At 49.7% G+C, this 12,975-nt stretch carries 7 protein-coding genes; 1 reads left to right on the top strand and 6 read right to left on the bottom strand.

Annotation, left to right across the window (positions count from 1 at the left end):
* Nucleotides 1–4: 4 nt before the first annotated feature.
* The 5 genes from BQ9893_RS01400 to BQ9893_RS01380 form a co-directional block, all read right to left on the bottom strand.
* A complete protein-coding gene (locus BQ9893_RS01400; protein ID WP_075964402.1) occupies nt 5–3,118 on the bottom strand; it encodes an efflux RND transporter permease subunit in 3,114 nt (1,037 codons plus the stop codon).
* A 51-nt stretch (nt 3,119–3,169) separates the two neighbouring features.
* Nucleotides 3,170–4,393: an efflux RND transporter periplasmic adaptor subunit gene (locus BQ9893_RS01395; protein ID WP_075964401.1), complete on the bottom strand. Its 1,224-nt coding sequence runs from the start codon at nt 4,391–4,393 to the stop codon at nt 3,170–3,172.
* Between the two features lie 106 nt (nt 4,394–4,499).
* Complete coding sequence (locus BQ9893_RS01390; RefSeq protein WP_075964400.1) at nt 4,500–4,910, bottom strand: DUF6769 family protein; 411 nt, start codon at nt 4,908–4,910, stop codon at nt 4,500–4,502.
* Between the two features lie 316 nt (nt 4,911–5,226).
* Nucleotides 5,227–5,997 carry a sulfide-dependent adenosine diphosphate thiazole synthase gene (locus BQ9893_RS01385; protein ID WP_075964399.1) on the bottom strand — a complete coding sequence of 257 codons (771 nt, stop codon included), beginning with the start codon at nt 5,995–5,997 and terminating at the stop codon, nt 5,227–5,229.
* 172 nt (nt 5,998–6,169) lie between these two features.
* Nucleotides 6,170–6,811 (bottom strand): cytidylate kinase-like family protein, encoded by a 642-nt coding sequence (locus BQ9893_RS01380; protein WP_075964398.1) that lies wholly within the window; start codon nt 6,809–6,811, stop codon nt 6,170–6,172.
* Nucleotides 6,812–6,902: 91 nt separating this feature from the next.
* Here BQ9893_RS01380 and BQ9893_RS01375 point away from each other — a divergent pair, with 91 nt between their 5' ends.
* A complete protein-coding gene (locus tag BQ9893_RS01375) occupies nt 6,903–7,376 on the top strand; it encodes a GAF domain-containing protein (RefSeq protein WP_075964397.1) in 474 nt (157 codons plus the stop codon).
* A 20-nt stretch (nt 7,377–7,396) separates the two neighbouring features.
* Here BQ9893_RS01375 and BQ9893_RS01370 read toward each other — a convergent pair whose 3' ends face one another.
* Nucleotides 7,397–12,937: an alpha-2-macroglobulin family protein gene (locus BQ9893_RS01370; RefSeq protein ID WP_075964396.1), complete on the bottom strand. Its 5,541-nt coding sequence runs from the start codon at nt 12,935–12,937 to the stop codon at nt 7,397–7,399.
* Between the last annotated feature and the right edge of the window lie 38 nt (nt 12,938–12,975).

The following is a 12,975-nucleotide window of genomic DNA, read 5'->3' as shown; positions in this document are numbered from 1 at the left end:
ATCATCATTTCTCTTTATTCATCAATAAATAAACAATCGGGATGATGAAGCCGTTCAGGAAAGTGGATGTCAACAACCCGCCCAAGATGACGGTTGCCATCGGGCTTTGTATCTCGTTGCCGGGCAAATCGCCATTCAGTGCAAGCGGGATCAATGCGAGAGCCGAACTGAGGGCCGTCATCAGGATCGGGTTCAAACGGTCCATAGAACCTTGCAGGACTGCTTGCTGAAGCGGCATATTCTCTACGGTCTGCAGATGCGTATAGTGGCTGATCAGCAACATGCCGTTACGGGTGGCGATACCGAACAGGGAGATAAAACCGATAATCGCCGGAATACTTATCTCGCCGGAAGTCAACCTCAAGATGAACACGCCTCCGATCAACGCCAACGGCAGGTTTAACAAAATAACCCCACTCTCCTTCGCATTCTTAAACTCATTATAGAGCAACAGGAAGATCACCAACAAAGACATCAACGAAGTTAGCAACAACGTACGGCTGGCTGCCTGTTCGCTCTCGAACTGTCCGCCATATTCGATATGATAGCCTTCGGGCAACCGGATGGATGTATCCACTTTTTGCTGTATCTCATTGACAACGCCACGGAGGTCGCGCTCGGAAACGTTGCCACTGATCACGATCTTGCGTTGTACATTTTCGCGGTTGATCGTGTTCGGACCTGTCACGGAACGGATATCCGCCACATAGCTCAACGGGACTTTCTTACCGCCCGCATCGATCATCAGATTACGGATGTCCTCCATTGTGGCGCGGCTTTCGTCCGAAGTCTTCACCGTCAGGTCGAATGTCTTGCCGTCGTCATACACCTGGCTGACCGCTTCGCCGCCCAGCATGACATTGACATACTCTTCAAACTCCGGCAACGAAATGCCATACTGGGCCATCAGCTCGCGTTTGGGCGTGATGGTAAGTTGCGGACGTTCGATCTGCTGTTCCACTTTCAAATCCACCAGACCGGGGATTCCCTGAATGGCTTCCTTGATTTGGTTGCCGACCGTAAACATCAAGTTCAGGTCCGTACCGAACAGCTTGATTGCGATATTCGCTTCCGTACCGGAAAGCATGGCGTCGATACGGTGAGAGATCGGTTGTCCGATTTCGATATTGGCGCCACTGATGGTAGACAATTTCTTACGGACATCATTCATTACGGCATCGCGGCTACGGTCTTTCAGGGCAAACGGAGCTTCGATTTCCGACACGTTCACCCCTAAAGCATGCTCGTCAAGCTCGGCACGTCCGGTCTTACGGGCAACCGTCTGGATTTCGGGGACCTGCATCAGCAATTCTTCCGCCCGTCGTCCCATCTCGTCCGATTCTTCGAGGGAGATACCCGGTAGAGAACTGACATTGATCGTAAACGAACCTTCGTTGAACGACGGCAGGAAGCTGCGCCCCAACGTAAAGAATGTTCCCAAGGCGACAAAGAACAGACCGATCGTGCATCCCAACACCATTTTCTTATGAGCCAATGCTCCATTCAAGGCTTTGCCATATAACTCTTTCAATTTACGGGCCACCCACGCTTCCTTCTCCACTTTCTTATCCGTAGACTTCTGGTTCAGCAGATAGCTGCACAACACCGGAGTCAGTGTCAACGCAACGACCGTAGAGGCAAACAATGCAACAATAAAGGCGATACCCAGCGGCACCAACATACGTCCTTCCATCCCATGCAGGAAGAAAAGGGGCACGAAGCTGACCACGATAATCAATGTCGAATTCAGAATCGGCATACGTACTTCGCGAGAGGCTTCAAACACGACTTCCAGGATGGAAAGTTGCCGGTCGGGCGGCAACAAACGATTCTCCCGTATTCGTTTATACACATTCTCAACATCGACAATCGCATCATCGACCAGCGAACCGATCGCAATCGCCATACCTCCCAAACTCATGGTATTGATGGTCAATCCCATATAATGCAACGTCAGTATGGAAACCAACAAGGATAGAGGCAAGGCTACCAACGAAATCACCGTCGTACGGATATTCATCAGGAACAGGAACAAGACAATAACAACGAAGAAACTTCCTTCGAACAAACTGTCCTTTACATTATTAATAGAGCTATCGATAAAGCGGCTCTGACGGAATATGTCGGTTGAGACATGCACATCGGCAGGCAGGTTCTTCTGCAAGTCTGCCACAATCGCATCCAGCTTTTCCGTCAAGTCGATCGTGCTGGTGTTGGGCTGCTTGGTGACCGTGATCAACACGGCGGGTTTTGCCCGTTCGGACGCTGTTCCGAGCTTCGGGCTTTTGCTTCCGACCTTCACCGTTGCGATATTTTCCAACAGGACGGGAAAATCCCCGACAATCTTGACGACTCCCTTTCCGATCTCTTCTGCATTCGCGGTCGAAAGGACACCGCGGATGATGTATTCGTTATCATATTCATAAAGGACACCGCCATTGGCATTCCTGTTCATATTACGGGTAACAGCCAGTACTTCATCAAGGCTGACACCGTAATGTTTCATACGGGCGGGATCGAGCAATATCTGGTATTCCTTGATATCGCCACCGATCACGGCAACCTGTGCCACACCTCCCGTCGATAGTAACCGTGGACGGATGGTCCAGTCGGCAATCGTGCGCAGGTCCATTTGGGTTGTTGGAGTGGCTTGCGAATCGTCCTTACTTGTTTCATCGACCGTAAGCCCGATAATCATCATTTCTCCCAAAATGGAAGACTGCGGGCCCAGCGTCGGCTTCCCGACATTCTCCGGCAGGCTTTCACTGACGACCGCCAATTTTTCGGAAACGATCTGACGAGCCCGGTAAATATCCGTGCCCCAATCGAACTCAACCCACACGACGGAAAAACCTGTCGTAGAAGACGAACGGACACGGCGCACATCCATCGCACCGTTCACAGCCGTTTCTACCGGAAAAGTCACCAGACGCTCCACCTCTTCAGGAGCCATACCATTCGCTTCCGTCATAATGACAACGGTCGGCGCATTCAAATCCGGAAATACATCCACATCCATATGGAAAGCAGTATACATTCCGGCAATCATCAGAAGCAGGGAACAGATCAATACAACCAACCTGTTATGCAACGAGTAATATATTATTTTATTCAGCATAATCTTTTTGCGTAAATAATAGTCAATTGCCTATTGTCAATTGTCAATTCATTAATGGTTATGTGTATGTGCAGGTATTGCATTAGAAGCAGAAGCCAACTTGATCTGGTAAGCACCGGCCGTCACGACTTCGTCGCCGGCTTTCAAGCCGCTCAAGATCTGGACCTCAGAACCATTGTCGGCTCCTAATGTCACAGGGACTTTCTTATAGGCCTCTTCATGCTCGCGGACAAAGACGGAGTAGACTCCTTGTTCTTCGATAAGGGCGGAGACAGGAACGCTGATCACATTCTGCATCGGAGCGGTAAGCAGATAGATTTCGACAAACGAACCGGGGATTATGGCTCCTTTGTTATCAAACTCGAATGTAACCGGGACATAAAACGAGTTGGCATCGGAGGCCTTTCCATAAGAGAGCAAACGTCCGCGCAGCTCGGATAGTTTATAAGTCACGTTATCGTACGACGTACGGAAATTAGCGGACTGGACAGAAGGCAAATAGTTGTAATATTTCTCTGAAACTTCCGCACGCAATACCAGGCGGCTATTCTGCGAGATTGTTGCCAACGGCTGGCCGACCGTCACATAATCGCCCTCTTTCACTTGCAGGTTCTTCAGATAACCGTTCATCGGCGAAACGACAGACACACCATTAGCCGTCTGTTTTCCGGCCACCGCTTCCCAAGCCACCTTCGCATTCTCATAGTTCAGACGAGCCTGTTCGAAATCTTTGGCCGAAACGATCTTATCGCCAATCAAGGCTTCCATACGTTCATATTCTTTCTTTGCATTCTCGTATGCATATTTAGCTTTAGCCGCTACATTCCCGTCAGACAAACCGCTCGAAGCAAGACTCAATATAGCCTGCCCTTTACGAACAGCCGTCCCGTCGACAAACGACAGGTTGCCGAATGTCACCACTCCGGGAACCGTAGCCACCACAGTCGATTCCTCTCCCTGTGCAGCCATCACCCGCCCGCTCGTCTTGATCACATCGGTAAAAGTGCCCGGCTCCACTTTATGCGTTTGCAACCCGACGGCTTCCGCCAATGCTTTCTTGAAAGAAATCTCACCGGCATGTCCTCCTCCGGCTTCTTCATGTTCGTGATCATGATCGTGGCCTTCATGTTCATGGTCGTGGCCTTCGTGATCATGGTCATGTCCTTCTTCGTGTTCATGAGCTTCATGTTCATGCTCTCCATGTGTCGCAGTATTACCATTGCAACCTGCCAGAATGTAGGCGAAAACCACCCACAATAAATATATCTTTTTCATTATGATTTATGAATTTTGATTTATGATTTATGAATAAAAAGGAAAGAAGGTTTGTGATTTATGATTTATGATTTATGTGTAGGTGATATAAATCATAAATTATAAATCATAAATCAAATTCGTACGGAGGCGCACGAAGCCCTGACGCAGAAGCGATCCACGTATCATGCAAGGACTCGATGTAGTAGGTCCGGTCTTTTTCGAACAAGAGCTTATAAAAGGCCGGAACAGGAGGGTTTATATAATCAAACAATACAAGCAAAGGGAAAAGGTACTGGTTCACGTTTCCATCTGTCACATGCGAAAAGACGGAAGTGTAGAGTGCGACGTTATGTCCGTTGCAACCGCAATCATGCGATTCAGAACTTCCATGCCCGCCATGGGCTGCCTCGGCTGAAAGCGATTTATAGCATGGCAACCCGTTACTATGGTGATGGTGCGGTATGACAACCGACATAAGCACCACGATACTGACGAGCAGCATTACATACTGATATATTTTCTTTTTAGCTCTCATACTTCTGACTACAAAAATAAGAAGTTTTTAATTACTACGCAATTATACCTTCCAAATAACAAGAAAACCACATCAGAATTTGTCAGATAAACCCGCATTTCGGAAAGCGGCAATCATCTGTTTCCAAAACACCGGTGATTCGGTTTTAAAACACCTATGTTTTGACTTTAAAACACCTATGTTTTGATGAAGCAGGAACAATAGGGCACACACAAATTAGGGCGGCATCTCAAAAAGAGCTTACACCCCTTTTGAAACACCGCCCTAAAATACCTGAAAAAGATGTCTGGACATCTTCCCGTATCGGGAGCAAGTCCTATTTATCCAGTTTAGCACAAATAAGTTCGGCCGCCTTCTTGCCGCTCATCAGCATACCGCCGAAGATCGGTCCCATACGGAAACTTCCACTCACACCGTTGGCCGCCATACCGGAGACGAACAGTCCCGGATAGATTTCTTTCGTATTTTCTACGGTTGTAGATTCACCCAGTTCGACATTAAGCGAACGTTCGCCGATCACGCCTCCGGTCGGAGTATTCAGCTTGATATCATTCTTGCGAGCCACCACGCGGGCAATTTCACAATCATGGCCTGTCCCCTCCAGAACAGCCTTGGACATGATCGTCAGCGGGTCCACATGCATGCCTTCGCGGATCACCGGAGCCCAGTTCACAACCACACCGGCTACGGCATCGTTATGGAACACCACGTCTTCTACGGAATAGCAGTTGAAAATAGTCGCACCGGCTTTTGTCGCGTTATATATCAAAGCCGAAGTCGTGTGTACTGAATCCATAATGTAAGTACCGTTTCCGGCATCCTTATAACTTACACCCAACTCGCGTACGATCGGCATAGCTTCTTCCTGAACCACGATATCGTTAAACATCATGGCGCCGCCCCACATACCTCCACCGGGAGCCAGCTTGCGGTCGAACAATGCCACCTTCTTTCCGGCCTTAGCCAGATAATAAGCAGCGACAATACCGGAAGGACCCCCTCCGACAATAGCGACATCAATAGACAAATTACTCTTTAACTTTGCAAAGTAAGAGTCAATAATTCCTGTTGAAACAATCTGTTCCATTACAAAATAATAATTAGAGTTTAAACATCGGGAAGCACATAGAGGTAACGCTTCCCTTTATTTAGTAATTCTACCTTTTCCCTTCACGGCGTTATCCGGCAGGTTCAATGGGTATAATCTCAGCCTGTATAGTAAGGCACCCCTATGATAAGTCGGTTGCAAAGATAATAAATTATCCGAAATGTGGCGGACGCTTGTTCATTTTCCGTTCCACAAAATTCTTCATGAACGCAACTGTTTCATCTATCCCCAGCACCGAGACATCTATCGAGAAGTTGTAAGTAGATGCAACTCCCCATTCCTTATTCGTATAATAATTGTAGTAGGCGGCACGCGACTTGTCTGTCTTCACCATCAATTCCTCCGCCTCTTCGACCGTCAGGCCTTGACTTTCGATGATCCGTTGAATGCGGTTCTCTTTGTTGTTGTGGATAAAGAAACTCAGGCAGTCGGGATCATCACGCAAGATATAATCAGCACACCGTCCGACAATCACACAAGAATTTTTTTCTGCCAGATTACGGATCGTATCGCTCTGATACAGAAACAAACGGTCGTTAGACAACACATCCGCATACGGCGGAAACAACCCCATATACGAATAGCCCATCGTAAAGGCATAAGCCAAACCACTGGAAGCCTTCTCGTCAGCTTTCTCAAAAAATTCCTCGCTCAATCCGCTTTCTTTCGCGGCAAGCGCCATCAGTTCCTTGTCATAATAACCGATGCCCAACTCTTTTGCCAGCTTCTGCCCTATCTCACGGCCACCGCTACCGAACTGCCGGCCGATGGCCAATATGATTTTATTATCCATGTCTATCAATATTTTTGGTATCAAGACAAAGGTAAATAAAATTTATTTAGAATAAAAAGGTTATTTTTGTTCTCTCATAAAACATAAGAATATGGCGGAAAATTTAATAATCAACGGAGGGAACAAACAAGAAATGTATGAGACATTGCTCCCTCAACTGCTATCGCTGACAACGGGAGAAACAGATACAGTAGCCAACATGGCGAATGTCGCCGCAGCCCTGAAACAGACATTCGATTTCTTCTGGGTCGGTTTTTACCGGGTAAAAGAGGAGATGCTCGTGCTCGCCCCGTTCCAAGGCCCTCTTGCCTGCACACGCATCCGGTATGGAAAAGGTGTATGCGGGACTGCATGGAAAGAAGCACGGACAATCGTTGTCCCGGATGTGGAGCAGTTTCCGGGACACATTGCCTGTAGCTCCGACTCGCGGTCGGAGATCGTCGTACCGGTAGTCAGAGGTGGAAAAGTGGTTGCCGTACTGGACATCGATAGCGACAAACTGAATGAGTTTGATGAGGTAGACGCAGAGTATTTGGAAAAACTCTGTGCCTCCTTACCGATTTAACAAGGCAACCACACCCAAATTCACTCGACCGTTACTATCTTACCCGCCGTATTCGCCCGGATCAGACGGTCGTACATTGCCTCGCAATAGACCGGAGGCAAGTAGAAACGGCCGGGGTAGACGGCACAGAGGTTAATGCGGACCGTCACCTGTTTTCCGGCAGGCAGATAATCAATGTAACTGTAGGCGCGATCATCGCGGATATCCTGGTAGTTGATGCCCGCCACCCGGTTGTCGGCCGTGCCACCCGTGGTGAGGAAGCGCGTGTTCAGTATCTCCCAGCCTGCCGGGAAAATCTCGGTCAGCACCAAGTGGCTATAATCACGCGCAGACGGGTTCGCAATGGTCACCACGGCCGTGAAGTTCGTACCCTGTTGCAAGGCGGAAGCATTCACCGGAAGGCCGTTCTGATCCATATAGCTGACAGCAAGTGTCAGACCGTTCGCATAGGCATCTTCTTTGCCCTCGGCAGGGATTCCTTCGGTCACGAGACGGGCAAACAAAGTAGAATTGCCGGTGTTTCTCAGCTCCAAAGAGACGGAAGAGGCCGCCTTATCGAGCAAAGTTTCCGTCCAGATGTTTCGAGTGGTGGAAACTTTTTCCGTCTTGCCTCCTAAGGTATAGGAAAAGTCCATCGAACCGGACACCTTGTATTTCTCCATATAACTGGAAAGAGCCACCAAGCTGAACGCCGTGGATTGCGTGCTCAGCCAATCGTCGGAAGCGAGTGTCTTGGAGATTTCATTCGCCAAGAGAGCTGCTTCCTTGCCGTTGTCGAGCAAGCAGAGCGTCATCAGACGGATCGAGTTGTCACGCAGGTCGCTGCCGAACGTCTGGTCGTATTCGGAATAAGCGGTTGTCAAAGCCGTTGTCTTTTCGATCAACTCCTTCGAGACATCCGGACGGCCGGCCAAAGCGTAAGCGCCCGCCAACAGATAGCGGCTCATAGGCGTGAGCGTCTTACTCTCTTTCAGGCGATTCATGGCGCCAACCTCAGATGCTTGCCCTAAAGCAAGGACAAACAGACGGTATGCCTGAGTCATCTCTTCGGATTCGGCAAAAGAAGAAGTTGCCGGCTTCCAGTTACGGGCGATACGGATCAAATCGTTCAACACATTTCGCTTCATTGCCTCAGACACGAGATATCCCTTCTTTTCTGCTTCGAGCAGGAAGTGGGTGGCATAAACAGTACCCCAGGCATTGCTACTCGTACCACCGGGCCAGTAGGAGAAAGAACCGTCTACCGTCTGGTAGGAGCGCAGGCGGCGGATCACTTCTTTCACATCCGCTTCGGCCGATTGTTCTTGTTCGCGGGTCAACGAAGCGAACTCACTTAAGTATAGTTGCGGGAATCCTTTCGAGGTGATTTGTTCGACACATCCATGTGGATAGCCCAACAGATAGGACAACCGTGTGGAGAGATTGACGGGCTGGACATCCGACATTTCGAGCACAAGGGAGTTCGTGCCGTCCGTTCCGGGCAGGTCGACCGTTCCTTTCCAACTCTTTCCGGCTTCGAGCGTCACAGGCGTCACCTTGACTTGCGGACGGCGCACGGAACGAATTTCGATATCGGTTTCATACACAGACTTTTCTCCTCCACCGGTAGCCGTGATCTTCACGTGTCCGACTCCTGGGGTATCTTTCACACGGATACGGAACTGCGCCAATTTGTCGCTGACCGTTTCAAAATGCAACGTACGGCTCGCCTCGCCGATCACCTCCATATTATCGGAACAAGCAATCGTGACCTGAACGTTTCCGACCTCTTTCTCAGTAGCAAAGACAGTAGCCGGGACCACCATTTCCTCTTCTATGCCGATGACGCGTGGAAGCGTGCCGAGCAACATGACTGGCTTGCGCACGAGCACACTCTTCTCCGTGTTGCCATAAGCCTCTCCGTTTCCTGTAACAACCATGACACGGACACGGCCGTTATAGTTCGGCATCATATAAGTATGCTGTCGTTTTTCTCCCTTTTTCAGTAAGAACGGACCGGCAAACTGTACGACCGGCTTGAAACGGTTCACGATTGCTTTCGGGCCTTTGTTCAAGGCATCGTCGCCACCGATACTGAACAGTTGCTCGATGCGGCCGCCATACGCGCCGACCACATAGTTGTATAAATCCCAGGTATTGACCCCCAAAGCCTCTCGAGCATTAAACGCCTGCCAAGGATCGGGCGTGCGAAAACGGGTCAGGTCAAGTAACCCTTCGTCGACAATCGCCAGCGTATAGGCCATCTCGCGACCGTTCTTTTCGGAAACCGTCACGTGGTAAGGAGCTTCAGGCTTGACCTCGTCCGCCATACGGATAACCGGAGCCAAATGGCTTTCGGGAGAAGTTACCGTGAAAGGAACGACACCGTACATGCGGATCGGCAGATCGTTCTTCGTGATTCCGTGCGGTTGCAACAACGTTATATAGAGGTACGCATTCGGCTGCATATCGGGGGTGACGTCTATCTTGACCGTGGTCTGCCGGTCCTCACACATGTGCTCGGTAGTCGAGAGGACACGCGTGCCGTTCTCGATGCTGACAATCGCACGGCTTCCCTTTACGGAAGGGAAGGTGACGACAATCTGTTCTCCCGGCGCATAGGTGTCTTTGTCGGTCTTGAAGGTAAGCATATTGGCGGATGAAGAGCCGTCGGCATCGCGCCGCCCTTCGCTGTAAGGCCAGTCGAAATAGTTCATCACGCCGGTGGAGTGCTTGCTATCCTTGTCTTTCACCGAGATGAAATAGGTCCCCCAATCGGCATCGGCATACTTCAGATTGAAAGAGGCCGTGCCATTCGCTCCCGTACGGACGGTAAAGGTTTTCACCGGCTTGTTGTATGAGTTGGATACGTAGTTCGCCAAGCTGCCGTTGTCGGAGTTCCACCACCAATACCAATAAACTTTATAGACCTTCACTTCGAGTTCGGTATCGGTTACCGGCTGTCCGAGGTAATTGACGGAGGCCACTTCATATTTATATTCGGTTCCGGTCTTCAACGGCTCCCCACCATCTTGCTGGGGCGACCTGATACCGACGTAGCGCCGGTAGGGTGAATAGAACGCTCGGTTGGCATCGATGCTGAAATCTCCGGATTCCTCATATACACGGGTAACGAAGTTCGCCAACAACATGCCGGGAGCCGAGGCTCCTATCTCGAAACGTGCCTTGATGATGGCATTGCCGGCGGCATCGGTCGTACCGGAAATCACTTTGCTTTCTTCACTGTTGAAAATTTTCGACGGATCATCGAAATAAAAATTCTTATAACCGGCAAAGGTTGTCGGGGTCGATATGAAGGTTCCTTGAATGTCGTATTTCAGGTTACGGGCGGTCGCACCTTGCAGCCATTCCACATGCATAGTGGCGTCAAGCGGTTCACCCCGAAGTAATTTTTTTTCAGGCATAGTCAGGGATATCTTCAAACGATTCGGTTTGATCGTTTCGATACGGAGGCGCTTCGTAAAAGTGGCACCGCCGACATTCACGTTGACATTCCAGGCTCCTGTCGGGGCATCGGGTTCGGTCGGCATGTCGAAGGCATAGAGTCCTAATTCACCTTTTGTCTGAGTCTTGCGCAAATAAAGCTGGCCGAGCGGGTTGTAGAGTTCCATGATGACCGGGTGGTTTGCAGGAAGCATCCGGCTGCGGTCGTTCAGCATAAAACCGAGATGCAATGTGTCTCCCGGACGCCACACGCCACGGTCACCGTAGATAAACCCCTTGATGCCTTTCTGCACGACTTCGCCGGAGACATCGAACGAACTTAACGACAAGGCCGAACCGTCGTCCACACGAAGGTACGAGCGTTGCTGTCCGAAAGAAGCAGTCAAGTAGAACGGTTTGCTGTCTTTCAGAGAGAAACGCACTTGTCCTTTGTCGTCCGTCACGCCGGAAGCCAATTCCTGACGCTGGTAGTTGTAGGCAGCGACTTTGACACCTTTCTCCGGATTGGTATTCAGAATGTTATGCACAAGGACAGTCATTTCGTTATCTTCACCGGCCATCGCCAACAGGCCGAGATTGGTGGCAAGGACATTCTTGCCGACGGTCGTGTTATAGTAGTAGCTGTTCGAACAGGGATCGTTGCGCTCGCTGTATTTATAGTCTGACCAGTCGAAGTCGCCATTATAGTAGTAGTAACCGCCTCCATCGAACCGACAGCTCTCTTCCTTGAACTTGATCTCGTCATCAGCAAGCAGTTGTTCTTTGCTTTTCTTCACGAAAGCTTCACAAGGATAGGCGGACAGATCCCGGTTGAACGACAATTCCACCCGATAGATGGCACCGGGTTCGGGATCGACCAGCTCTTTCAAATCGATTGCGTAGGTATTCCAACGGCTTAGATCCGAAGCGGCGTCTTCATCGAGGAAGATTGTTTTACGAGCAATCAGGCGGCCGACACGCATCAGGTCGCCCGTTCCGTCAAGGTCGTTTATCTGGAGGAATTGCCCGATGTTCTGTTCGAATATCTTGATGACACGCACTATCACGCCACGCAGGTAGACAGCCTGGAAGGGGATCGTCAGCTGTGTGGACTGCGGAATGATCACACCGTCACCAATAAAACGGGCTTCCGGTTTTTCATCGCTGACAACGATTTGGCGAACAACGCTCTCTTTCAGGTTCAGTCCGTTTTTACTTCTGATATTCTGGCTCAAATGAACGTTCAAGGCTCCTTTGCTACCGGCATCGGGATAAAGGCGAAGCTTATTGCCCTCGACATTGGTCGCTTCCGATTTGTTGCCGTCGATCCAGGCAAGCCCCTGCATATTCTGTGCCGCATCGAGCAGTTTCGTAAAAGAGACCTCGACGTAGCGCTCCGGCTCTGCAACATATTTGACATCGTATACTGCAAAATCATTCAGATCGGGGATATTGACGGATAACAGTTCTTCCTCCGGAACATTTAGTTTGTTCGGGGCGACGGACAGCTTAAAGGAACGTGCCGCCTCCGTCCCGGCTTGTATGTTCTGGATGGAGGCTTCGTGCCTCTTCCCGTCGGGGGTATGCTGCCAGGTGACATCCGCTTTTTCAGAAAAACGGACAAGAGATTCTACGGTTTCGGGGGTTTCTCTGTCCGGTGTGAACAACGAACAGACAATGTCATAACCGTTTTCATTCTTTTGGTTGATATCGACGGATTGCAAGTTGGCACGCAACAGCAAAGATTGCGTTGAGAACCTGAAAGTAAAATATTTGTCCTTTCGCTCCGTGTCGAACCACTCCGATAGGTCAGCCTTTACCTCATAACGGGTATTGCGCTCGAAACTTTTGGCGGGCTTGAAAACGATCGTCCGGTTGTTCTCGAAAGCGAACTCTCCGGCTGTTTCGGGTTTGATCCTAACTAAGTTGCGAAGCTGGTCAGGCTTCATCTTGTCGGTCGCTATTTCCTGATTGAAAATCAGATATACGGGTGTATATCTTGAAATCGTACCGGAGGTAAACGCCTCCACATAAGGACTGAAAGGCTGTTCCTCGGACTCGCCTTTACTTTTCCCCTCACATCTGCTGAATAAGAACAAAAGACAGCAGGCACAGATATAATACAGATATTTCGCCATATTTTCTGAAATTAACAGTTACACGTTAGATAAACAGA

This window comes from Parabacteroides massiliensis, assembly GCF_900155425.1.
In the GTDB taxonomy this organism is placed as follows: domain Bacteria; phylum Bacteroidota; class Bacteroidia; order Bacteroidales; family Tannerellaceae; genus Parabacteroides; species Parabacteroides massiliensis.
The sequence above is the reverse complement of the archived record's forward strand: the minus strand, read 5'-3'. Positions and strand labels throughout refer to the sequence as shown.

Excerpts from the sequence above, each read along its gene's own strand:
- BQ9893_RS01385 (WP_075964399.1), bottom strand. The coding sequence starts at position 5,997 with ATGGAACAGATTGTTTCAACAGGAATTATTGACTCTTACTTTGCAAAG.
- BQ9893_RS01390 (WP_075964400.1), bottom strand. The coding sequence starts at position 4,910 with ATGAGAGCTAAAAAGAAAATATATCAGTATGTAATGCTGCTCGTCAGT.
- BQ9893_RS01380 (WP_075964398.1), bottom strand. The coding sequence starts at position 6,811 with ATGGATAATAAAATCATATTGGCCATCGGCCGGCAGTTCGGTAGCGGT.
- BQ9893_RS01400 (WP_075964402.1), bottom strand. The coding sequence starts at position 3,118 with ATGCTGAATAAAATAATATATTACTCGTTGCATAACAGGTTGGTTGTA.
- BQ9893_RS01375 (WP_075964397.1), top strand. The coding sequence starts at position 6,903 with ATGGCGGAAAATTTAATAATCAACGGAGGGAACAAACAAGAAATGTAT.
- BQ9893_RS01370 (WP_075964396.1), bottom strand. The coding sequence starts at position 12,937 with ATGGCGAAATATCTGTATTATATCTGTGCCTGCTGTCTTTTGTTCTTA.
- BQ9893_RS01395 (WP_075964401.1), bottom strand. The coding sequence starts at position 4,393 with ATGAAAAAGATATATTTATTGTGGGTGGTTTTCGCCTACATTCTGGCA.